14 protein-coding genes are annotated in these 25,541 nt (G+C 37.5%); all 14 read right to left on the minus strand.

All coding sequences use genetic code 11. The features are described from left to right. Window positions 1-39: 39 nt before the first annotated feature. Complete coding sequence (locus tag RU87_RS07005; RefSeq protein WP_068163298.1) at window positions 40-945, minus strand: RluA family pseudouridine synthase; 906 nt, start codon at window positions 943-945, stop codon at window positions 40-42. Continuing rightward, window positions 945-1,406: a signal peptidase II gene (lspA, locus tag RU87_RS07010; protein ID WP_068163297.1), complete on the minus strand. Its 462-nt coding sequence runs from the start codon at window positions 1,404-1,406 to the stop codon at window positions 945-947. The genes RU87_RS07005 and lspA overlap by 1 nt, the downstream gene beginning before the upstream one ends. Before the next feature lie 81 nt (window positions 1,407-1,487). Next, the gene (locus RU87_RS07015; protein WP_068163295.1) at window positions 1,488-7,967 is read right to left on the minus strand and encodes a Cna B-type domain-containing protein; all 6,480 of its coding nucleotides are present in this window, start codon (window positions 7,965-7,967) and stop codon (window positions 1,488-1,490) included. A 610-nt stretch (window positions 7,968-8,577) separates the two neighbouring features. Next, window positions 8,578-11,025: a DNA topoisomerase IV subunit A gene (gene parC, locus RU87_RS07020; protein ID WP_068163293.1), complete on the minus strand. Its 2,448-nt coding sequence runs from the start codon at window positions 11,023-11,025 to the stop codon at window positions 8,578-8,580. A gap of 24 nt (window positions 11,026-11,049) precedes the next feature. Continuing rightward, window positions 11,050-11,703: a potassium channel family protein gene (locus tag RU87_RS07025; protein WP_068163290.1), complete on the minus strand. Its 654-nt coding sequence runs from the start codon at window positions 11,701-11,703 to the stop codon at window positions 11,050-11,052. 45 nt (window positions 11,704-11,748) lie between these two features. Beyond that, window positions 11,749-13,089: a TrkH family potassium uptake protein gene (locus RU87_RS07030; protein ID WP_068163284.1), complete on the minus strand. Its 1,341-nt coding sequence runs from the start codon at window positions 13,087-13,089 to the stop codon at window positions 11,749-11,751. Window positions 13,090-13,093: 4 nt separating this feature from the next. Beyond that, the gene (parE, locus tag RU87_RS07035) at window positions 13,094-15,067 is read right to left on the minus strand and encodes a DNA topoisomerase IV subunit B (protein WP_068163282.1); all 1,974 of its coding nucleotides are present in this window, start codon (window positions 15,065-15,067) and stop codon (window positions 13,094-13,096) included. 367 nt (window positions 15,068-15,434) lie between these two features. Next, window positions 15,435-17,591 (minus strand): type I DNA topoisomerase, encoded by a 2,157-nt coding sequence (gene topA, locus RU87_RS07040; RefSeq protein ID WP_068163280.1) that lies wholly within the window; start codon window positions 17,589-17,591, stop codon window positions 15,435-15,437. 186 nt (window positions 17,592-17,777) lie between these two features. Then, window positions 17,778-18,473 carry an LrgB family protein gene (locus RU87_RS07045; RefSeq protein ID WP_068163273.1) on the minus strand — a complete coding sequence of 232 codons (696 nt, stop codon included), beginning with the start codon at window positions 18,471-18,473 and terminating at the stop codon, window positions 17,778-17,780. Then, complete coding sequence (locus tag RU87_RS07050; protein WP_068163268.1) at window positions 18,470-18,832, minus strand: CidA/LrgA family protein; 363 nt, start codon at window positions 18,830-18,832, stop codon at window positions 18,470-18,472. Before RU87_RS07050 ends, RU87_RS07045 begins: the two co-directional genes overlap by 4 nt. 115 nt (window positions 18,833-18,947) lie before the next feature. Further along, window positions 18,948-20,129 (minus strand): CapA family protein, encoded by a 1,182-nt coding sequence (locus tag RU87_RS07055; protein ID WP_082782183.1) that lies wholly within the window; start codon window positions 20,127-20,129, stop codon window positions 18,948-18,950. Window positions 20,130-20,302: 173 nt separating this feature from the next. Continuing rightward, window positions 20,303-21,535: an NADP-dependent isocitrate dehydrogenase gene (icd, locus tag RU87_RS07060; protein WP_068163264.1), complete on the minus strand. Its 1,233-nt coding sequence runs from the start codon at window positions 21,533-21,535 to the stop codon at window positions 20,303-20,305. Further along, entirely contained in the window at window positions 21,528-24,131 is a 2,604-nt protein-coding gene (gene acnA, locus RU87_RS07065) for an aconitate hydratase AcnA (protein ID WP_068163262.1), read from the minus strand. The genes icd and acnA overlap by 8 nt, the downstream gene beginning before the upstream one ends. Further along, window positions 24,128-25,453, minus strand: coding sequence for a citrate/2-methylcitrate synthase (locus RU87_RS07070; protein WP_068163259.1), 1,326 nt, complete (start codon window positions 25,451-25,453; stop codon window positions 24,128-24,130). The genes acnA and RU87_RS07070 overlap by 4 nt, the downstream gene beginning before the upstream one ends. Window positions 25,454-25,541: the final 88 nt, after the last annotated feature.

The raw sequence follows: 25,541 nt of genomic DNA on the forward strand, positions 1-25,541 counted from the left end.
CCTCGTTTTTTATATCCGGCATATCACCTATCTCTTGACTTATAGGTTAGCTGCTCTTAACGTTTCTAGTGTTGTTTCAAATAAGTGAGGTGGCTTAACCTCAAATTCTAACCATTCATGACTTGTCGGATGTTCAAATCCCAACACCTCAGCATGTAAAAACTGGCCATGATTGGGTTTTAAAACTTTTTTAGGTCCGTATAATGGATCTCCAGCAACAGGATGTCCGATATAAGCCATGTGCACGCGGATTTGATGCGTGCGACCTGTTTCTAATGTTAAAGCGATTAAAGTGAACTCACCAAACCGCTCTAGAACCTCAAATCGTGTCAAAGCTGGTTTACCACCCGCAATCACTGCTTGTCGTTTGCGATCTTTAGGATTACGACCAATCGGTGCCTCAATCACGCCACGATCATTCAATAAATTACCATGAACTATCGCTAGATAACGTCGTTTAGAGCTATGATCTTTTAACTGGGCCGCTAAAAACTCATGCGCACCATCATTTTTGGCAACCATGAGTAAGCCACTAGTATCTTTATCGATCCTATGCACAATACCAGGTCTAATGACCCCATTAATACCAGATAAACTTGTCATATGATACATCAAGGCATTTACCATGGTTCCTGATTGGTGCCCTGCTGATGGGTGGACAACCATCCCTTGAGGTTTATTAATGACGGCAACATCTTCATCTTCATAGACGATATCAAGTGGGATATCCTCGGCTTCATAAGATAAGACTTCTGGCTCTGGAATTTCAAAGCTGATCACATCATGTTCTGAAACTTTATATTTTGCTTTTTTAAGCAGACCATTTACGAATACGGCGTCTGATTTGATCAACTCATTGGCTTGTGTTCTAGACACGCGCGACATCTCTGAGATGGCTTTGTCTAACCGAAAGCCAACTTGTGCTGCTTTAATCTTAATTTCCACTATTTTACTCCATCTTTTTCTGTCAAAATTGCGATGAACAAGACAACAAACCCAACACTTAGCAATATATCTGCAACATTAAAAATAGGAAAATTAATAAAGTCTAGTTGGAACATATCAACGACATAACCTTGACGGATACGATCTATAAAATTACCTAAAGCACCCGATATAATCAAGGTTAGACTAAAGGCATACCAATTTTTATTGATATTTTTAATCAAGACCCAAATCGCAACAATTAATACGACAATAGTAATAATCGTAAAGAACCACTGTTGCCCTTCTAATAAAGACCATGCAGCACCGTTATTACGTAAATGTGTCAAAGATATTAAGCCTCTTATAAGCACTTTATGTTGAGATAGTTCAAGATCATTCACGATCGCAAACTTGACTATCTGATCAATGATTATACCTAAAATAATAAGGATCGGTATACTGATTTTTTTTAATTTCATTTATTCATTATACCAAAAAAAGCAAGCTTTCGCTTGCTCATAAATGACGGATCATTTTATAGAGATAAAGTGATAACTACCTTATCTTTTTTTAGCCAATACCCAACCATATCCTGCAATAGAGATAAGGATGAAACCGATTAGACCATATAAACTATTGATTGCTTCATTAGTAGATGGTAATGAAGGAACAGTATTATTTGGTTTAGTTGGTGTTGTTGGTGTTGTTGGTGTAACAGGAGTACCCGGTGTATGTGTATTTGTAATATCAAATCCTTTTACAGTAGATACATAACCTGGAACAGCATCTTCAACAACTTGGTATTCGATTGCTTTACCAGCTTCAAATTTAGGTAAGTTATCAAATGTGTAAGTCCAATTAGTTGCTACTGAAACAAATTTAGACTCGATAACTTTACCATTAACAACTAAGTTAACTTTGATTTGATCTGGACGGATCTTATCTTGGTTGTTGTTATCAGACCAAGTCTTAGTTCCTTTAACAACTGTTGTTTCTGGTGTATGCGTGTTAGTGATAACAATATTAGCTTTATCGTTGTCATCTGTAGTTGCAGTATAACCAGCTACTGTACCAACTTCTTTAACAGTGTAGACAATTTCTTTACCGTTAGCAAATTTGTCTAACTTAATTAAGTCACCAAAGCTTGTTTTCCAATCATTTGAAGCATTTAATGTTACTGGTGAACCAGTAGCTACACCATCAGCATATAATTGAACGTCGATGCTCATAGGACGGAGCCCGTCTTGGTTGTTAGCATCGTTCCAAACTTTAGAAACAGAGATGTTTGTTGTTTCAGTTACGTGTGTATTAGTGATATCATAACCACTTACAGTTGCATCGTAACCAGGAACTTTGTCTTCAGACACTGTATAGTCGATTGCTTTACCATTTTCAAACTTAGGTAAGTTATCAAATGTGTAAGTCCAATTAGACTCAGCAGAGACTAATTTAGTTTGTACTACTTTACCATCAGCTAATAAGTTAACTGTGATTTTATCTGGACGGATACCATCTTGGTTGTTTTTATCAGACCAAGCTTTAGTTCCTTTAACAGCTGTTAATTCTGGTGTATGCGTGTTGGTAATAATTTGGTTACCTTGATCAGTATCGTTAACAGTTACATCGTAACCTTTAACTGCATCCACTTCTTTAACAGTGTATTTGATGTTTGAACCTTTGGCTTTTAAGTCTAGATGACTGAAAGTCGTTGTCCACTTGTTATCGGCATTTAAGGTAACTGCGTCACCAACTGCTGTACCATTTGCATAAAGTTGAACTTTGATGCTATCTGGACGAATGCCATCTTGGTTGTTGCTATCATTCCAAGATTTTGTAACAGTAACACTTGTTTCATCAGGTGTACGTGTATTTGTTAAATCATTACCATCCACTTTTGTGCTATAGCCTGCAACACTGTCTTCAGTGATAGTGTAGACGATTGCTTTACCATTATTAAATTTAGGCAGATCAACAAATGAGTAGCTCCAGTTATCATCAGCTGTTACAGTTTTGCTGTCAACTGGTGTACCGTCAGCTAAAAGATTAACTTTGATGCTATCTGGACGAACACCATCTTGGTTATCTTTATCATCCCAAGTTTTAGCACCATTAACTTGTGTTACTTCAGGTGTATGTGTATTTGTGATAACCACATTACCTTTGTTACTATCATTGATAGTCGTTGTGTAGCCTTTAACGTCATCAACTTCTTTAACAGTGTAGACAATATCTTTTCCATCAGCTTTTACTGGTAATTTAGTAAAGCTTGTTGTCCACTTGTTATCTGCATTTAATGTTACTGCATCACCTACAGCTTTATCATCTGCATAAAGTTGAACTTTAATACTGTCTGGACGGATACCATCTTGGTTATTGTTATCATTCCATGATTTTGTAACCGTCAAACTTGTTTCATCAGTTGTACGTTTATTAGTTAAGTTGTAACCATCTACAGTAGTTGTATAACCAGGTACAGTATCTTCTGTGATGGTATAAACGATTGCTTGACCTGCTTTGTATTTAGGCAGATTTTCAAATGAGTAGTTCCATTTATCTGTTGCGCTAACTGTTTTACTAGCTACTTTGGTACCGTCTGCAAGTAGGTTAACGTTAATACTTTGTGGGCGAACACCATCTTGGTTGTTGCTATCATCCCATGTTTTAGATCCGTTAATCGTTGTGACTTCAGGCGTATGTGTATTTGTAATGATGATGTTGCCTTTGTTTTCATCACTAACTGTTGCTGTATAGCCTGGTACATCGCTAGTTTCTTTAACAGTGTAGACGATTGCTTTGCCGTCATGTTCAGCATCTAAATCAGAGAATGACGCTGTCCAGTTGTTGGCATCATTTAAGACAACCGTTTGATCTGTTTTAACACCATCTGCGTATAACGCAACTTCAACACTATTAGGACGGATACCATCTTGGTTGTTGGCATCATCCCATGCTTTAGTCACACCAACACTTGTTTTACCAGGTGTGTAGCTGTTAGTAATGTCATAACCTTTATAAGTTGGTTGATATTTATCTACACTATCTTCAGTAATTGTGTAAGTAATTTCTTGACCATCTTTATATTTAGCTAGGTTATCAAACTCGTAAGTCCAGTTATCTGTCGCTTTCACAACTTTACTGTCTACTTTAGTACCGTTAGCTAAGAGGTTAACTGTGATACTATCTGGACGAATTTTATCTTGGTTATCACTATCATCCCATGTTTTAGTCCCTTTAACTGAAATTGTTTCAGGTGTACGAGAGTTTGTGATTTTAACATTATTTAGATCAGATTGATCGATGCTGCTTGTATAGCCTGTAACAGTATCTTCTGTTACAGTGTAGACAATAGTTGAACCATCTTCATTAGTCTTAGGTAAGTTATCAAAAGTAAATGCCCAGTTTGTTGCTTCTGTTACATCTGTGGATTTAAGTTCTTTGCCATCTGCTAATAAGTGAACTGTAATAGATGTAGGTCTTAAGCCTTCAGCATTGTCACTATCATCCCAAACTTTTGTCCCTTTAACACTTGTAACTGGTGTTTTAGTTTTAGCATTTGTTTCAGTGATTTGGACATTTTTATCTTCATCAGCTTTACTACCGTCTATAGTAATTTTTTTACCTGCAGCTAAATCTGCTGGGATATCATATCCAGAAGCGGCAGCTGTTTCAACAAGAATGTAGTCCCCACTCTTAAGGTTACCCCATTTGATTTGACCATTGTCATCAGTTGTACCTGATCTTAATAGACCACCTTTGCCACCATTTGAGATTGCATACAATTCAAATTTAACGCCGGCTAAGACTTTTGTGCTATCATCTTGATCGACTTTGTTGATGATCAAGTTAACATTAGTTGCATTTGAAGAGCCACCGTTGTTCACAACTTGTGTTGAACTTTGAACATTTTGTTTAACTTTTTTTTCACCATTACCCGTCACAGTTACTGCATTTGACAAAGTATCATTTGTCAATGGTGAGTTAATAAATGAGCGGTATTGGATAGAATAAGCTGTATCGATTTGTTTCAAGAATTTGACAACTAGTGTTTGGTTACCAGTTGTTGAATCAGTATCAAGATTAACACTATAATCTGTGTCTTTCACTAATACTTTAGATTTATCAACAGATACAGATCCATCACTACCAATTGTACTACCATAAACAACGATAGATTCAGGCAAGACTACTTGGTTATTTGAAGGCACATCAGTAACAGTTACATCTTTCAAAGTAGACTGTGCTTTATTTACCCAAACATCCCAAAGCGCATAAGCTGAATCAGTAGGATCTTGTTGACCAGATTTTTCTGCAAGATTACCACCGTTAGAAACGGAAACAGAACCATCTAAGCCGTATGATTTACCATCATTTGTATAAGTTGCAGAATTGTTATAAGTATCTTTGTCGATTACTTTACCTTTTAGTGAAGTATCAAGAACGAGTACATAAGCTGTTTTTGTTCCCTCAGGGACCTTAACACTGACTGTTTTTGTAGCTTCATCATAAGTTGGTGTCGCACCAGAAGGTTTGTAGTTGACGACGTCACCACCTTTATTGATTTCAGCTGCATATAATACGGCACTGCCAGGAACGTAATCTTGATCATCTGGGATTGGGTCTGTGATAGACCCGTTCACGATTGTTCTTTGGTTTAAGTTAACATATACTCTCCATGTGATTGCTTTCGTCACAGGATTGTATGAGCCACCTTTACTACCATCGTTTGGATAATCATGTCTTGGCTCAAAGTCTGCTTGTCCTTTATTGGTATGTTTAGTACCAGACTTATCAGTCCAGTTCATCACAGCGTTATTCGTCCATTTATTTGACCCATCAGGTAATTGTTGAACTTCAAAAGCTGTTTTAAAAGTAAAGGCAAACTGATCGCTTGTTGATGCTTGATAAGCACCTAAGAAGGTAATGGTAAAGCCATCTGCTGTTTCATTTACTTCATAGTCAGTGCCATAAGTCAATGTTTGACCTGTTGTGACATCTGTAAAGTTATAAGAAGTTTTATCAACAGTTAAACCAGCTGGAATGAGTTCATCTAAAGACCAGTTAGACATTTCTTGGCGGCCTTTATTGATATCAAGCTTCCAAGTTACAGTACGATCAGTGTAATCAACATCGCTTACTGATTTTACAAGACCTTGTGACTGAACTGTTCCAGCATCAGAAGTAGATGATTGGTCACCACTAGTAACAGTATTTTTAAAGCCTGATTGTCCTGCATCATCAATTGGACCTGTGATTTGAGATTTGTAAGCAACTTTGATCTGTTTATCTAACCCATTAGGGAAAGCAACAGTCATTTGTTTGTTATCAGCAGAATATGTAATCACGTATAAACTAGGATCTATAGGATTGCCATCTACATCTGTTAAGAAAGGAGTACCAGTAAACACTTGTTTACCTTCTAGTGTATCAACAAAAGTTGTTCCTGCTGGTAATTTTTTCTCGCCGGCGTTATAGTCGATATGCCAGTTCAAGATTTGTGAACCACCACCGTCTACACCATCAAACCCTTTATTTAATAGCTTACCATAGTTAGCAGTTACCTGTGCACTTGCATCGAGATCTTTATCACCATTATGAAGGGTTGCAGTATTTTTAAAATCTACAGTACCACCATCAGGTAATTTTTTATCATCACTGATATTTGTCGTATAAGAGATCTGGAATGCTTTGTATGTATCAGCGTACTGACCGGTAAATGTTACTTTTCCGTCACTATCTACAGTGTAGTCAACTCCTGCTACAAGAGGATCCCCTTTACCTGTAACGTTACCACCATTATCAATGGTTAGCGGATAAACAACAACACTACTATAAGTATTACCATCTGGGAAAGCATCAGTTACCGATGCATTTTGTAAGTGGCTACCGTTCGTATTAACAGTTACATCCCAGAAAATTTGAGTAGGATTGTTAGCTTTATCAAATTTACCTGTTTTAGCAATATCTGTACCACCCGTAGGTTTAATGATAATATCTTTTTCCTTAGGACCATCTTTGGTAGGCACAATGATTGTAGTCTCACCAGGCGTATTTGTTGTGATCGTTGCCTGGTTGTAGTAAAATGTCCCATTAATATTTTCTTTATCTGAAACATTTTTAAAAGTAAATTTAACGGTACCATCAGAACTAATGATATAATCACCATAGTCACCTAGTGTACCAGTTCCTGGTCTATAAGAGACACCTTCAGGTAATTTGAATGTGTAATAATCACCATCTTTTAAATCATAACCATTTAGTTTATTTGGGATAGACCATGTATATTGGAAATCAATTGAACCATCAGCAGGGAAATTTGATGGGTCAACAGCATTACCATTTTTATCTTTATAAACTAGATTAATGTTATCAAAGATAGACCCATTATTAAATGAAGCTGGTAAATACGGACCGATGTCGGTAGGTCCCGCAGCCACATCTCTTAACTGTCTTTTAGTTGTTGTATCAGCAGGCGCTTTTGATTCTTTTGATGCATCAGCAGGCGCTTTACTACTAGTACTCTCGGGTTGTTTACTTGATTCAGTAGTTGATGCAGGTGCTTCAGATGATTTTTCTTCTTTAGCTGGTACCTGTTTCACACTACTTAGATCTAAGTCAGTTTTACTATTACCACTTAATACTTGTAATGTGCTAATATCTTTTAAGCTAGCTTTATCAAGTTTCACTTGGATATCATTAACTTCTTGATTAACAGTTGCAGCAATTGTTGCTGCGATTACATTTTTATTAAGTTTGTAGCTATTCTGGGAAGTTGTTGTTTTATTCACAACTTCTTTCACGACAGCTGCAGGATTATCTAATGTGATAGTCCCTTTTTGTGCTGCAGCTGTCGTATTATTAGCGGTCGCTTTTAAATCAACCGTGACAGTTTGATCATCTTGATCTACTACCTTAGCTGAGTTAAGAGCGATAAGATCTGTATTTTCTGTTGTATTAGCAATTGCTACAAGTGGCGAGATATATTGAATTAATACAATCACCGTCATGAACAGAAAAATACCGCGCTTCGATATTTTTTTCATAAATTCACCCATTCCATTTCGTTAGAACTAAAGGGTTAAATTTTATTTTTGCCATTTAGTTAAAACTCAATGGTTAACTTTCTAATTACTTAATGAGAAACTACTTAAAGAAACAATAAATGTTTCATTTTTACCATAAACATCACTCCTTTTTCATTTATAAGTCTGCAATCAAATGATAAGTTTTAGTCGTTACACAACGTATCAAATTATCCAAATCTCACCATTCATTTTTTAAACATCTCATATATTATAAAAAATTAAATAAACAAAATGAGATAATCTAATAACAAAGGTAAATAACCAAACAAGTCATTATTATTGCTAGGCCAAAAATAAGAAAATATCTATTCCCTTTTAAATATCTTCTCATTTAACCCCCACTTATATACTTTATTATACCCCATTACCACTATTTTTCCAAACTATTATGGTATTTATATTAGAAAAAACAATCTTTTTTTAACAAGTTATTTTATTCACTAAATTTTTAGTGAGTTTTATAACATATTTTTCTAATTATATTTTTAACATAAGGCTTTATTTTGATATTTAATGCACAAAAAAAACAACTTTTATAGGGATAAAAGTTGTTTTATATACGCCTAAATTATTTAGTTGTCGCGACTTTCACACCACCTTCGATGCTTTCATCAAAAATAAATGAGCCATTTGAGGTGCGTTCCATTGCTTTAAGATCCGGAAGGTTCACTTCAAATACGTGATCAGTTTGTGAAATTACTTGCAAGATTTCCATTTCGGTATCTGCTGTTTCAAATAAGTCTCCACCGTATAAGGTTTTAACAGTGCCAGACTGAAAGACACGATGTGGATTTTTTTTCAATTCTTTTAAGATTTGAAGTCCACGTCCTGCACGTGATTTAAGGGGGATATCCTTAAAATTAACACGTTTTAAAGCACCACGTTGTGTTAACACATAAAATGAATCTGTATTCGCAAAATAAGTAGCAACAACAAAATCATCATCTTTTAAGTTAATAGATTTAACACCTGCTGCTTTAAGGCCAACTACTGGTACATCCTCTATAGGAAAGCGCAGCGCATACCCGTTATGCGTGACCATCATAATATCCGACCGCTCTGAAAACATCATCGATATCACTTGATCATCTGACTGTTTAAACTTAGCATATTGTAATGATTTTGAACGATATGTTCGCCATGGTTTCACGTCACTTAATGCGATTTTCTTAATTAATCCAAACTTAGTACTAATCAGTAACGTTTTGGTTTCATCATCAAAATTATCTAAAATATGGGCAAATAAAATCGTTTCTTCTTGTCCAAAATTATTAACTAAAGAAGAGCAATGCGTCCCGATATCTTTCCACTTGACATCATCCAGTTCATGAATTGGTCGATAGATGACATTGCCGAGTGAGGTAAATAGCAGGATATGTTGCGTGGTTAGTGCATTTTGATAGAAAATTAACTGATCATCTTGACGTTTACCGAGCTCTTCTAATTTAGAAGCCCCAAAACTGCGTAGCGTTGTGCGTTTGACATATCCAGCACGTGTCACGCTGACTACTGTTTCTTCCTTAACAATTAAAGAAGCCGCTTCAACTTCTACAGTTTCAACCTCATCAACAAGGACACTTTTTCTTGGTTGAGCAAATTTCTTTCTAACATCACGTAACTCACGTTTCATGACATTATACATCGTTTTTTCATCATTAATAATAGCAGATAAAACTAAAATCTTCTCTTTAAGCTCTGACTCTTCTTTTTGAAGTGTCACAACGTCTGTGTTGGTTAGGCGATAAAGTTGTAAGGTAACGATAGCTTCAGCTTGCAATTCACTAAAATCATAGGAAAGCATCAAGTTTTCTCTAGCGTCTGCCTTATTATCACTAGCACGAATCAAGGCAATGACTTCATCTAAAATACTAAGTACGCGAATCAACCCTTCAACGATATGTAGGCGTTTTTCACTTTTATCACGATCAAAAACAGAGCGTGCACGGATAATGTCACGTTTATGTTTAATATAGCTAGACAAAATAGCAATAATACCGACTTGTTGTGGTGTTGCATTATCGATTGCGACCATATTAAAATTATAGTTGACTTGAAGATCCGTATATTTAAGCAAGTAATTTAAGATAAGCTCAGCATCAGCATCTTTTTTAAGCTCTATGGCGATACGCAACCCATCTCGGTCAGACTCATCTCGTACTTCTGCGATACCTGCTACTTTAGCATTCACACGTACATCATCTATTCGCTTAACTAATGTCGCTTTGTTTAATTCATAAGGGATTTCTGTAACAACAATTTGTTTTTTGCCACCTTTTAGCGCTTCGATCTCAGTTTTCGATCTAACAACGACCTTACCCTTACCGGTTTCATACGCTTTTTTAATCTCTGATTTACCTTGGATGATCGCACCTGTCGGGAAATCTGGACCTGGTAGCAACGTCATCAAACGCTCAACTGTTGCATTCGGATGATCGATCATATAGATTGTTGCATCGATGACCTCACCTAAATTATGTGTTGGAATATCAGTCGCATAACCAGCTGAAATACCAGTAGATCCATTAACGAGTAAGTTTGGAAAACTAGCTGGTAAGACTGTCGGCTCTTTTTCTGTATCATCAAAATTCCATGCAAACGGCACAGTCTGCTTGTCGATATCTTGTAAGAGATACGTCGATAACTCAGATAAACGGGCCTCAGTATAACGCATGGCTGCTGGTGGATCACCATCCATAGAACCGTTATTACCATGCATTTCAACGAGGACTTGCCCCATTTTCCAGTCTTGGGATAATCTAACCATGGCATCATAAATAGAACTATCCCCATGTGGATGATAGTTACCCATGATATTACCAACTGATTTAGCCGATTTACGATACCCTTTATCAAAGGTATTGCCATCTTTATTCATCGAATAAAGAATACGACGTTGGACTGGTTTTAGACCATCACGAATATCAGGCAGTGCCCGTTCTTGGATGATATATTTTGAATAGCGACCAAATCGATCACCCATTATCTCTTCTAAAGAGAGTTTTTGTACATTACTCATAGATTATCTAATTTCTTCTTTTTTTTATATGATTTCTGAGAATTTTTCTATATCTTTTTTATTACCGACAACATAAAGAACATCATTTATCTCAATAATTGTATCATGTTTACCGATACCTGCCGTCCCATCTTGTTTTTTGATAAAGGCGACGTTTACCTGATAATCTTGGGTTACATTGGCCTGATATAAAGTCAAGCCGTTAAACTTTGGATTTTTTACCACTATTTTTGCAAATGAATAATCATCTGATAGATCAAGATATTCCGCTACATCAGGATGTATCAACGTATCTGCCACACGATTACCTGCATCTTTTTCAGGTTCAATAATTTTATTGGCACCGATCTTGGTTAAGACTTTAATTTGTACATCTGTCGTTGCTTTTGCAACGACATTTTTAGCACCACTCTCAACAACAATCATGGTCGTTAAAATACTAGCTTGTACATCTCGACCAATCGCAATGATGACACCATCAAATTTATCAATCTCGATATTTTGCAAGACACGCTCATCTGTTGCATCAGCAATCATGACGTGAGTTGCGATATCTTTGTGATTATCAATCTTTTTAGCATCTGTATCAATCGCCACAACTTCATGACCATTGTTAATCAAACTTTTTAAGACGCTCGAGCCAAAACGGCCAAGGCCAATCACGCAAAAACTTTTCATAAGTCATCTTTCTATTTTATGATAAAAGTGGCATCTACCGATCACCTAACCGACAACAATCTCTTCATCTGGATACTGAATCAAGGTTTCATCTACTTTACTATGACTACTGACAGCATAAATCACGGTCATGATACCAATACGACCGATAAACATCAAAATCATGATGGTTATTTTACCGACTACTGTTAGATGAGGGGTCAAACCTAGTGATAGGCCGACAGTTGCGAGTGCTGATATCACCTCAAAGAAAACATACTCTATTCCATTATTTTCAGGCAAGTGTTCTGTCACAAGTAAAATGAAAGAAGAGATAAAGATAATGCCTAGGTAAATAAAGACAACCTCATAGACTCTACTAATCGTCCGAAACGGTATCCGTCTTTCATGGTAAATCGTATGCTGACGATTTGAAAAAATCGCCTTGATATTGATCAATAAGATCCCAAAAGTTGTCGTTTTTACACCACCAGCTGTCGAGCCTGAAGTCCCACCAACAAACATCAAAAACATCGTTAAGACAAGACTGGCATAGCTTGTGGCATTATAGTTGTTAAAGGTAAACCCACCGGAACGAGGCGTAATACTTAAGAAAAAGTTTTGCGCCAAAAAGGTGCCGATGTGCCCGTTAAATGACCTGTAATTTAGGATGCAATACAAGACTGTGCCTGATACAACTAATATCGCTGTCATAGTCAAAGCTAAACGTGAATGCAAAGTAATTTTCTTGATCGTTTTATAATTGAGTAAGTCAAACCACACGATAAATCCAAATGACCCTGATAGAATCAGTAAACTCATGACAACTAGCACATAAGGATTATCTCTAAATTGAAACAAAGATGTTTCAAACAAATCAAACCCTGCATTTGAATGTGCTGATACAGCATGAAATATACTAAACCAAACACCCTTTTGCCAGCCAAATCTAGGTACAAAATCAAGACTAAGCAATAAAGCGCCGATAAATTGGGTAATTAACGACAGTTTAATAATCGATTTAACCAGATCAACTCCACCGTTGATGGTCGTAAAATTATAAGCATCCCGAATCATCATTTTTGATTTAAAGGAAGGATGTTGCCCCGTCATGTTGAGTAAGAGGACTAAAAAACTCATAAAGCCAAGGCCACCCACTTCAACCATGATTAAGATGATAACTTGCCCAAATGTATTCCAGTGATCAGCTGTATTGACAACAGCAAGTCCTGTAACACAAGTTGCGGATACTGCCATAAATAAACTGTCTAAGTAAGAGGTTGCTTGACCATTTTGATCTGAAATAGGGAGTGCCAAACAGACTGAACCTATCAAAATAACGGTTAAAAAAACGGTAATGATAATCTGTGGCGGTTTCATGGTTTTAATAAACTGAGGTATGAACATCTGCTTACATCACTTCACTTTTTTCTTCAAGGGTAAATTCGACGTTATTTTCGATCCATTTACGACGTGGTTCTACTTTATCTCCCATGAGGACTGAGACACGTTTTTCAGCTTGCGCGACATCATCCAGTGTGACTTGAATCAAAGTTCTTGTCTCAGGATTCATGGTTGTTTCCCATAGTTGGTCAGCGTTCATCTCACCTAGACCTTTATAACGTTGTAAGATAGCACCTTTACCAAAGTCTTTACGAAGTTCTGTCAATTCACCATCAGTCCAAGCGTATGCGATTTTTTCTGACTTTCCTTTGCCTTGACTCATTTTGTATAAAGGAGGCAGCGCGATATAAACATGACCTGCTTCAACAAGTGGTTTCATATATCGGTAAAAGAACGTTAATAATAAGGTCTGGATATGCGCACCATCAGTATCAGCATCGGTCATAATGATCACTTTATCATAATTAATATCAGAGATGGCAAAGTCTGCACCGACACCAGCCCCAATCGTATAAATCATCGTATTAATCTCTTCATTTTTGAGAATATCAGCCATTTTGGCCTTCTCAGTATTGATGACTTTACCTCTGAGTGGTAGGATGGCTTGAAACTTCCGATCGCGACCTTGTTTCGCAGACCCACCGGCAGAATCTCCTTCGACCAAATAAATTTCATTCTTGGCAGGATTTTTACCTTGTGCAGGAGTCAACTTCCCAGATAAAAGGCCTTTATCTTTCTTGCCTTTTTTACCAGTTCTTGCATCATCACGCGCTTTCCTAGCAGCTTCTCGTGCATCACGTGCTTTGATTGCTTTACGAATCAAGTTTTGAGACAACTCAGCATTTTCCATCAAGAAAAATGCTAATTTGTCACTCACAATACTATCTACAATTGGTCTTGCTTTAGGACTCCCTAGCTTATCTTTGGTTTGTCCTTCAAACTGTAGATGCTCTTCAGGGACAAGGACTGATAAGATAGCTGTCAGACCTTCTCTATAGTCAGAGCCTTCTAAATTCTTATCTTTTTCTTTAAGTAAACCCGTTTTTCTGGCATACTCATTCATCGACTTGGTAATGGCTTGCTTGAGACCTGCTTCGTGTGTCCCACCATCTTTAGTCTTGACGTTATTGACAAAACTTAAAATATTATCTGAGTAACCATCATTGTACTGGATGGCAACTTCAACTTGAAAGCTTTCAGCTTCTCCTGAAAAATACATGACAGGCGTTAGTGTGTCTTTATCTTCATTTAGGTAAGACACAAAATCCTGTACACCATTTTCATAATGAAAACTTGCCGTTTCAGGAGCACCATCTACTTCATGGCGTTCATCAGTTAAGCGCATGGTCACATTAGGCAATAAAAATGCTGACTCATTTAAACGATCAAAAATTGTACTATATTTAAAGTCTGTCGTTGAAAAAATAGCTGGATCTGGCATGAAATGAACTTTTGTACCAGTTTGAGACTTAGGTGCTTTGCCCACTTTTTCAAGCGTCGTAACAGGTTTTCCACCATTTTCAAAACGTTGGCGATAGACTGCACCATCTCGTGTGATTTCCACTTCGAGATAACTTGATAGGGCGTTTACGACAGAAGAGCCCACACCGTGTAGACCACCTGATGTTTTATAGCCACCCTGACCAAATTTACCACCCGCATGGAGCACTGTAAAGATAACTTCAACTGTTGGAATACCTGTAGCATGTGTCCCTACTGGCATACCTCGACCACTATCAGAAACAGTTAGTGACCCGTCTTTATGAATCGTCACTGCAATTTGGTCACCAAATCCTGATAAGGCTTCATCTACCGCATTATCTACTATTTCCCAAACTAAGTGATGCAGACCTATCCCATCAGTTGATCCGATATACATCCCCGGACGTTTCCTGACAGCATCAAGTCCTTCTAATACCTGAATTGCATCATCATTATAATTATTAATCGTTATTGTCAATTTATTTTTTCCTTTGGAAATACATTATGGGCAACCTGTCGCATGACTATCTGTCGATCTGTCACAACAAGCTGTTTTCAAATGCCCTATACTATAGAATACCTTATTTTTTTATTTTTGGCAAAAAACTTAGGTGTCTAAACATTCAAACTATATCTAGTTCTATGGCTTAGCCTATACCCTTTCAAGACAATGTACAAACTCGGGTTTATCACCCAACTCTTTCGTTATCATTCGCTCAAACGATTCCAGATTTATTTACTGAGTATCAAACCAGTTCACAAGTAAAACCAAGCAACCTTAAGTCACTTGGTTTCACTTTTTTATATAGACTAGTTAGGGATAGCGCAAGCATCATCTATTATCTCTTACGTCGTCAACGGCATGATTACTTAATTTTTTCTTCCTCATAATCACCGTTACTACAAACGACTTGTTTACCGCCACCACGAACTTTCTTTTCGACCAAGTACTGACCACATTTAGGACAGTCACGACCGATTGGTTTATCCCATGAGGTGAACTCACAATCAGGGTAGCAGGCACAACCGTAGAAAATACGATTACGTTTAGATTTACGTTCGATGACTTGCCCTTTTTTACAAATCGGACAAACAATCCCTAATTCTTTGACAATGGCTTTCGTATTGCGACAGTCTGGGAAATTACTACAAGCATAAAACTTTCCGTATTTCCCAAGTTTTATCACCATTGGGTGACCACACAGATCGCAATCAAATCCAGCAGGTTCATCTTTGATCTGTATCTTTTCTATCTCAGTTTCTGCTTTTTCTAATTCATGCGCAAACGGTTGATAGAAGGCATCTACAACTTTGACCCACTCACGCTGCCCTTTCTCCACATCGTCCAATGACTGCTCCATCTCGACTGTAAAAGCGGTATTGACGATATTAGGGAAAAATTCTACAACCATGTTGTTGACGATTTCGCCAAGCTCTGTAGGCTCAAACCGTTTGGCAGCAAGTTTCACATAATATCTACGTTGGATGGTCTCTAAAGTAGGTGCATAAGTAGACGGACGCCCTACACCAATCTCTTCAAGTGTCTTGATGAGAGTCGCTTCACTATAACGCGCTGGGGGTTGTGTGAAATGCTGCTCTGGTTTAATCGTATCTTTCTTAACGATATCACCCTCAGCCATCTCTGGTAATATTTTGTTCTTATCAGCATCATTATAGACAGCCATATACCCGTCAAATTTAACCTGTGAGCCATTAGCTGTGAACATCACACCATTTTGAGAAAGTGACACTTTTACCGTATCAAATACAGCTGGTGTCATTTGACTGGCAACAAATCTATTCCAAATTAAGCGATAGAGTTTGAGTTGATCCTTGTCGAGATACTTAGCGATACTCTCAGGTGTATGCAAGACATTTGAAGGACGAATCGCTTCATGGGCATCTTGAGCGCCAGCAACATTTTTTATTTTACTGCCATGTTTACTGTATTTTTCACCATATGTATCCACTATATAGCTAGCTGCAGCTGCTTGTGCCACTGGTGAGATACGTGTTGAGTCTGTTCTCATATAGGTGATTAACCCTTGGTGACCGTTAGGGCCCAAAGTAATGCCTTCATATAGCTGTTGTGCTACTGACATCGTTTTTCTAGCTCTAAAATTTAGTTTATTAACTGAATCTTGTTGCAAAGATGAGGTTGTATAAGGCAGTGGTGCATTACGACGTCTTTCCTTTTTATCCACTTTATCAACCGTAAAGTCATCAGAAGTTAGGCGCTCCATCACGGCTATAACATCAGAATTTTGATGCAGTTTTTTCTTCTTACCATCAACACCATAAAAACTACCTGGGAATTTTTTGGTTCCTTTTTTAAAGTTACCATCTATCGTCCAGTATTCTTCAGGGATAAAGGAATCGATCTCATGTTCACGATCGATAATGAGTTTGAGTGCAATAGATTGCACACGTCCTGCTGACAAGCCTTTTTTAATTTTTTTCCAAAGAATCGGTGAAATGGAATAGCCAACTAAACGATCTAAGATACGTCTTGCTTGCTGCGCGTCTACTAAGTCCAAATCAATCGATCTAGGCTCTTTAAACGCATCTTTTACAGCGTCTTTTGTAATTTCATTAAAAACAACTCGGTTCTTTTCATGTACGTCTAGCCCTAAAATATGTGCTAAATGCCAAGCAATCGCTTCTCCTTCTCTATCCGGGTCACTTGCCAGATAGATAGCTTTAGCATGTTTCGCCTCTTTTTTTAAGGCGTTTATTAAGGGCCCCTTACCTCTAATATTAATATACTGAGGCTCGTAATTATTTTCAATATCAACAGACATGGTTGATTTTTTCAAATCACGTATATGACCAACAGACGCAACTACCTTATAGTTGCGACCTAAATATTTTTCGATTGTCTTAGCTTTGGCTGGTGATTCAACTATGACAAGATTTTTTTTATTTTTTGCAGCTGTCTTTTTTTTAGCTGGTTTTTTAGCTGTCGTTTTCTTTTTAGCTGTCGATTTTGTAGCCGTTTTTTTTGTTGCAGTTGTTGCGACCATTGGGACCCAACTTTCTATAATGTATTATCAACCCATAATAACGGCTTTTGATAGGATTGTCAAGAAATAAAACTATGAGTGCTTTTCTTATAGGAGAAACAGTTAAGAATTAACTAATAAAAAACAACCCTAAATGCTTAGGATTGTTGGCTTGATACCTGTTTTTTAGTGGCATTTTTACTAACCTTATTTAAGAATGATAGCGGCAATAATTGGACTGACAATCACATAGACAATCCCTGTGACACCGATAGATAATCCTGCCATTGCACCTTCTATCTGACCAATCTGCATGGCTGCACCAGTTCCTATCGCGTGCCCTGTCCCACCTAGTGCAACACCTTTGGCGACACGATCTTTTATACCAAATAAGTCTAGCAATACAGGACCAATGACTGAGCTGATAATACCAGTTAAGACAACAACCACTAATGTCACTGTTGCCATCCCACCCATCTTACTGGTGATACCAATAGCCATGGCAGTCGTTACTGACTTAGAGAATAAACTGATAGCAAGAAAATAATGCATACCAAATAGTTTTGCTAATATCGCTGTTAAGGTTGTATTTACGATAGCACCAATGATGACACCAGATAAAATACTCTTATAATGGAATTTCATTAACTTAAAGGCCTGATACAACGGAATACCTAGAGCGACTGTAGACGGAATAATCAAGGTATTTAGATAAGATCCCCCTACATAATACGCTTTATATGAAATTCCTGTTAATTTTAAGAAGATGATGACCATAATTACCGCAATTAACAAAGGATTTGTGGCTGGTGTTGTCCATTTTCGGTGAATTTGTGCTGCGATAAAATAAGCAAAGATTGTAAGTGTTAACCCAAATAGTGGGTTTGAGAAGACTTCTTTCATTTTTTAAAATCCCCCTCAAAACGACGTTTAACAAACTGAGTCACAAACCCAATCACTGCGATATTGACCACAATAGCAACTAAAAATATCACTGTAATTTGCCACCAGTATTTTGAAATAGAGTTCCAATGACTCATGATCCCTACACCAGCTGGTAAAAAGAGAATCGTCATATTCTCAATTAAGAATTGACCTGCATCATAAATTTGACGTAATCGAATCCACTTGAACTTTAAACATATAAACAATAAGACCATCCCGATAATCGAGCCTGGAACTGGCAGGTTTAATCCTGTCGATAAAAATTCTCCGACTATCGAAAATAGGAGAATGTACATAAACTGAAAATAAATTTTCATTTAAATGCTGCGACCTTTCTAATCAATACTTATATTATAATCCTTTTTTCTGAAAATTACAGGAAAAAGTGATACTTTTTACAAATGAAAAAATATCACTTTAATCCGTTTATATTTAAAATTTAATATTTAAGTGCTGCATCATTTCATGATAAGCTGTCTCGATACGTGCTTGTTTGTCAGGGGATACTTTATCAGCATATTTTCCACCCTTAATGTAATCTTCTGCGAGATATACTTGATAATCATAAGCAGGATAACCTAAAAATGTTCGATTAATCGGCTCTCTAGATACCCATGTTGGATGTGCTTTAACTGCTGTCAGTTTCGTTTTGTTATTGGCTTTTTTTACTTGAACTTCCATGATGACACCACGTTCTGTCCAGTAGTTTTCAAGGGTCTCATATCTCTGATTAGAGAGCAGATTACCCATAGAATAGATGATAAATTTCTTTTCACCATCTTTATCAATCGTCTCCGTAGGCTCTACCACATGTGGATGTCCGCCAAAGATGATATCAGCGCCAAAATCAACCATTTTGTGATAAGTATCGACTTGTTCTGGTGTTGCTTCAAGATTATACTCGACACCTGACTGTGGCATGACAACAACTAAGTCAGCAATTTTTTTAGCAGCCTTGATTTTTTTCTCTACTTTTGTCATCGTCAAGTCATTCAGATATTTATCATAATCTGACTGGCTAATAGTCTGCTCGATGCCATTAAACCCATAACTAAAGCCTAAAATAGCGATACGAATCCCATTAACTTTTTTAACTAAAATCTTATCATCTGGCACATTCACGCCAAACGTATCCACGCCTGCCTTTTGAAATGCGTTTGCAGTGTAGACGAGCCCACTAATCCCTGTATCTAAAATATGATTATGCGCAAGGTCTATGGCATCATATCCCGCATTTTTGATTGATGATACAACAGCTTCAGGTGCATTAAAAATCGGATAGCCTGCTAGCGGCATATTGGGATTAATCGTCCCCTCAAAATCACCTAATGCCAGATCAGCTGATGAAACGAGTGGCGTTATCTGTTCGTAATCATTTGAAAAATCATAAGTTTGACCATCAAACGCACTACCATACACAACATCATGATATAACATATCTCCACTTGCCATTATGGTAGCGACACCAGCTTTTTGCTGTTTACCAGTGTTTGAAGACTTTTTAGTCGTTTCAGTTTGTTGTGTTGCATTTGCTTGTCTTTTTTTAGCTCCTAGTGGACTAGTCACTTCGCCATTAACGATTAAAATGATGACTAAAACAACCAATAGCAGCATAATCAAGCCAATAATTTTCTTTTCTTTAGTGTTTTGCTGTCGCTTTCGCTCTTGTCTTTCCCTTTTTTTCACAATACAACTCCTTATCCTATTCTCATAATCATAACATAAACAGTGCTATAAACATACAGCACTGTCGTCTTAATGAGAAATAAAAGATTCGCTAACAATTCCTAAAAATTAGCAATAATCGCAGCTGTAAATTCAGCTGTTGTTAAAGTGCCACCTAAATCACGTGTTGTGTGGCCATCAGCAATCGTTTTGCTCAAAGCTCGCTTAATCAAGCTGGCAGCATCTAGCCATCCCATAAACTCGAGCATCATCACACTTGATAAAAGTAAACTAGACGGATTAGCAAGACCTAATCCAGCAATATCTGGTGCAGTTCCGTGAGTCGCTTCAAAAATAGCATGTCCTGTTTCGAAGTTGATATTTGCCCCTGGTGAGATACCTATACCACCCACTTGCGCTGCTAAGGCATCAGAAATATAGTCACCATTTAAGTTTAATGTCGCAACAACCTGATATTGTTCTGGCTTGATCAAAATTTGTTGTAAAAAGTTATCAGCGATGGCATCATCAACATAAATCTTACCATCTGCTAATGCTTTTTCTTTAGCAGCTATTGCAGCATCAAGGCCTTCATCAGCTTTAATCTGATTAAAAGTATTGACAGTAAAAGTCGGATACTCTTGTGCGACCTCATAGCCCCATTTTTTAAAGCCACCCTCGGTAAATTTCATAATATTACCTTTGTGTACTAAAGTTAGTCGATTTTTGCCGTTGGCAATCGCATATTCAAACGCAGCACGGACTAATCTTTTAGAGCCTTCTGGTGACACTGGTTTGATCCCAATAGCAGAGGTTTTGTCAAATCTAATTTTATCGATGCCAAACTCTGTTTTCAGTCTCTCAATCAAGGCTAGTGCTCTAGGACTTTCACTTTCAAACTCTATACCTGCATAGATATCTTCTGTATTTTCACGAAATACTGTCATCTGAACTTTTTCAGGATGTTTGACTGGCGATTCGACACCTGTAAAATAAGTAATAGGTCGCACATTTGCAAATAAATCAAAGGATTGTCTTAACGTAACATTTAAACTTCTAAACCCTTCGCCAACTGGTGTCATCAAAGGCCCTTTGATCGCAACTAAATTTTCTGTCAAAGCTGTCAGCGTTTCTTTAGGTAAGTAATCACCAAGTGTTTGAAACGCCTCTTGACCAGCTGCAAGTTCTTGCCACTCGATCTTTTTTTCACCATCATATGCTTTAAGGACAGCCGTATCCACAATGTCAATCATGGCAGGAGAAATATCTACACCGACACCATCGCCAATAATATAGGGAATTGTTGGTTGATTTGGTACTGATAATTTCCCATCACTCATGTTAATTTTAGCCATTTGTCACCTTTTTTCTAATCACCATTTGCAGAATACCACCGTTTGCATAGTATTCCAAATCTGCTTGAGAGTCAAAACGTAAGCGTGCTTGGAAAGTTTTATCATCAGCATGAACTGTGACTAACTGTCCGATTTCTGGATTTTCAGGCATCTCAACCTCATAAGTTTCAAACCCTGTTAAGCCAAGACTATCCGCGCTTTCTCCTGGTAAAAACTGGAGTGGAATCAAGCCCATCATGGCTAAATTACTCCGATGGATCCGCTCAAAACTTTCAGCAATAACTACTTTAATGCCTAATAGATTGGTTCCCTTAGCTGCCCAGTCACGAGAAGAGCCCATCCCATAATCTTTACCTGCTAAGACAACAAGTGGTGTATGATCAGCTTTATATTTCAAGGCTGCATCATATATCGGTAATACGTCATCTTGATAGCGTGTGACACCACCTTCGATACCTGGTGTTAGTAAATTTTTAATCCGAATATTGGCAAACGTACCTCTTGTCATGACTTTGTCATTACCACGACGACTACCATAAGAGTTAAAATCGCGTGGGGCAACACCAGCTGCTTCAAGAAACTCACCAGCTGGTGATTTCATAGCAATATTTCCTGCAGGACTAATATGGTCGGTCGTCACTGAATCACCAAATTTTGCTAAAACACGCATATTTGTTAATGGTTTATGCGTCGTATCTTCTGATAAACTGAGTGTGTCAAAGTAAGGCGGATTCGCAACATAAGTAGAGGTTTCATCCCATGGATACGTTTCAGATTTAGATGATTTGATGTTATTCCATGCCTCATTTGCATCAAAAATATGTGCATAGTAAGTTTCGTATAAGCCACGTGTGACGTATTGATCGACCTTAGCTTTTACAGTATCATAGTCAGGCATGATATCTTTTAGATAGACCGCTTGTCCTGTTTGGTCTGTCCCTAATGGCTCTACAGTCAAGTCTTTCTTGACATTGCCTGCAATAGCATAAGCCACGACTAATGGTGGACTAGCAAGATAGTTAGCTTTCACTAAGGGATGTATACGGCCTTCAAAGTTACGATTTCCTGAAAGGACTGAGGTAACGAGAAGGTCTTGATCGATGATAGACTCAGATACAGCATCATCAAGTGGTCCAGAGTTTCCGATACAAGTTGTACACCCGTACCCAACCACATCAAAGCCAAGTGCAGCGAGCGGCTCTATCAAACCTGCTTTTTCTAAATAGGCTGTTACAACCTTCGAGCCTGGTGCTAATGATGTTTTGACGGTTTTAGGTACAGTAAGCCCTTTATCAACAGCATTTTTTGCTAGCAGCCCTGCCATCATCATCACATAAGGATTACTTGTATTGGTACATGAGGTAATGGCAGCGATGACGATATCCCCTTCATTTACCAATGAAGCATCGTCTGCTGCTTGAGAAGTGATACTTTTAGAAAATGTGTCAAATTCGCTCGCCATTTCACCCAATGGAATCAAGTCTTGTGGACGTTTAGGTCCTGATAGGTAGGTTTCTATGGTTGCTAAATCAACCTCAATCACTTGATTATATACTGGTTCTTTAGTCTCATCGTAGAACAAATGATTCGCTTTAGCATAGGTCTCAACTCGTGAGATTAACTCAGCATCTCTGTTTGTTTTAGTTAAATAATCCAGTGTTTCTTGGTCGATCGGGAAATAGCCACATGTCGCACCATATTCTGGTGCCATATTTGCAACTGTTGCACGATCTGCAAGGGTCAAACTAGCTAGTCCTGGACCAAAATATTCTACAAACTTGCCAACAACATGTTGATCACGTAAGATTTTGGTCATCGTTAAAGCCAAGTCTGTTGCCGTTGCTAGTGGATTGAGTTTACCAACAAAACGAACACCTATCACTTCAGGCATAGGGAAATATGACGCTTCTCCGAGAATCGCGGCTTCCGCTTCTATCCCTCCGACACCCCAACCAAGGACACCAAGACCATTGATCATCGTCGTATGGCTATCTGTACCAAACACGGTATCTGGTAGTAAAACATTATCTTTCACATTTACAACGTCAGATAAATACTCAATATTGACTTGGTGAATAATCCCTGTTGCAGGTGGCACAACTCGGAAATTTTCAAAGGATTCCGTTGCCCATTTTAGAAACTCATAACGCTCACGGTTGCGTTCAAATTCACGTTTAGCGTTCATTTCTAACGCTTGTTTTGAACCCGAAAAATCAACTTGTAAAGAGTGGTCGATGACTAAGTCGACAGCAACTTCAGGATTAATGAGTTGTGGATTACCACCTAATTTATTGACAGAATCTCTCATGGCAGCTAGATCCACAACAGCTGGTACACCTGTGAAATCTTGAAGAATAACCCGACTTGGTTTAAATGGAATTTCGCCACTATCTAGCGTTTTACCATCATAATTTTGTAACATACTGAGATGTTCTTGCGTGAATTTACTGCCATCAAAATTTCTGATAATCCCTTCAGCTAAAATACGCAAAGCATAAGGTAGCGTATCAATATTATCGATAGCTGCCTTGATATCAAAGTAAGTATAGGCGACATCATTTACAGTTAAGACTTGTTCATATTTTTTCACGATCATTGCTCCCTATCTTCGATTTCGATGTATGTTTTCGTGGTTAAGACACTTTCATATGCAGGGCGAATAATTTTATTCATATTCAACATCTCCTCCATACGATGCGCACTCCAACCAACAATTCTTGCTATAGCAAATAAAGGGGTATACAACTCCTCAGGTAAACCTAGCATTTGGTAGACAAAGCCACTGTAGAAATCCACATTAGCAGATACACCTTTATAAATGTTGCGTTCTTGTGCAATAGCAAGAGGTGCTAGCCGTTCAATTTTTTTATAGAAGGCATAAGCATCTTGCAAACCTTTTTCTGCTGCTAATTCTTTAACATAAGATTTCAATACCTCAGCCCGTGGATCAGATACAGAGTAGATGGCATGACCCATACCGTAAATCAAGCCTTTATTATCAAAAGCTTGTTTATTTAAAATTTTACATAAGTAGTCAAAAATCTCTGTTTCATCTTGAGGATCCTTGACATGAGCTTTGATATCATCTAACATTTTTGCAACTTTAATGTTAGCACCACCGTGTTTAGAGCCTTTAAGACTTGATAGTGATGCGACAACAGAAGCATAGGTATCTGTACCAGAGCTTGTGACGACATGTGTCGTAAACGTTGAATTATTCCCACCACCATGTTCCATATGTAAAATCAAGGCAAGGTCTAATACTTTTGCTTCTGTATCAGTAAACTGTTTATCAGGGCGCAATAAACGCAAAATGTTTTCTGCGGTCGTTAAGCTTTCATCTGGATAATGAATATAAAGACTTTCTCTATTTTCGATATGGTTATAAGCTTGATAGGCATAGATGGCTAACAAGGGAAAGTTTGCAATCAAAGAAAGAGACTGATCTAAGACATTTTCCAGTGTCACATCATTGACCTTGTCGTCAAACGCTGCTAATGATAAGATGCTTCGACTCATCGAATTCATAATATCGCTTGACGTTGCTTTCATAATAATGTCACGAACAAATTCATCAGGTAACTGTCTTTTAGCAACTAATGCTTGTTTAAATTCAGCTAATTCAGACTTGGTCGGTAATTCGCCAAAAAGTAATAAATACGTCACTTCTTCAAAGCCAAATCTATTTTCGGCTTTCAGGTGCTTAGAGATATCTTTAATATTGATGGCACGATATTCTAAAATACCAGGCATAGGATCGCCAGCTTCATCAAAAGAATGAATAGCTGATATATTGGTTAAGCCAGCTAATACACCCTTACCATTGACATCACGAAGTCCTTTTTTCACATCATATGTGTCATAACATGCTAAAGGAATAATAGAGTTTTGCTTTATTTTTTTGATATAGTTATCCATTGAAAGCCACACCTCCTGATAGAATCTTCTGAAAATTTAGTTAATTAATTCATTATAATCCATTACTTACATATTATCAAGTTTTTTG

The organism is Pseudolactococcus plantarum (assembly GCF_002441715.1).
GTDB classification, from domain to species: Bacteria; Bacillota; Bacilli; order Lactobacillales; family Streptococcaceae; genus Pseudolactococcus; species Pseudolactococcus plantarum.

What these genes read in the sequence shown, in the direction of transcription:
- RU87_RS07025 (WP_068163290.1), bottom strand. Translation starts at nt 11,703, where the DNA reads ATGAAAAGTTTTTGCGTGATTGGCCTTGGCCGTTTTGGCTCGAGCGTC.
- lspA (WP_068163297.1), bottom strand. Translation starts at nt 1,406, where the DNA reads ATGAAATTAAAAAAAATCAGTATACCGATCCTTATTATTTTAGGTATA.
- parC (WP_068163293.1), bottom strand. Translation starts at nt 11,025, where the DNA reads ATGAGTAATGTACAAAAACTCTCTTTAGAAGAGATAATGGGTGATCGA.
- RU87_RS07050 (WP_068163268.1), bottom strand. Translation starts at nt 18,832, where the DNA reads ATGAAAATTTATTTTCAGTTTATGTACATTCTCCTATTTTCGATAGTC.
- RU87_RS07070 (WP_068163259.1), bottom strand. Translation starts at nt 25,453, where the DNA reads ATGGATAACTATATCAAAAAAATAAAGCAAAACTCTATTATTCCTTTA.
- acnA (WP_068163262.1), bottom strand. Translation starts at nt 24,131, where the DNA reads ATGATCGTGAAAAAATATGAACAAGTCTTAACTGTAAATGATGTCGCC.
- RU87_RS07055 (WP_082782183.1), bottom strand. Translation starts at nt 20,129, where the DNA reads ATGCTGCTATTGGTTGTTTTAGTCATCATTTTAATCGTTAATGGCGAA.
- RU87_RS07015 (WP_068163295.1), bottom strand. Translation starts at nt 7,967, where the DNA reads ATGAAAAAAATATCGAAGCGCGGTATTTTTCTGTTCATGACGGTGATT.
- topA (WP_068163280.1), bottom strand. Translation starts at nt 17,591, where the DNA reads ATGGTCGCAACAACTGCAACAAAAAAAACGGCTACAAAATCGACAGCT.
- RU87_RS07030 (WP_068163284.1), bottom strand. Translation starts at nt 13,089, where the DNA reads ATGTTCATACCTCAGTTTATTAAAACCATGAAACCGCCACAGATTATC.
- RU87_RS07045 (WP_068163273.1), bottom strand. Translation starts at nt 18,473, where the DNA reads ATGAAAGAAGTCTTCTCAAACCCACTATTTGGGTTAACACTTACAATC.
- icd (WP_068163264.1), bottom strand. Translation starts at nt 21,535, where the DNA reads ATGGCTAAAATTAACATGAGTGATGGGAAATTATCAGTACCAAATCAA.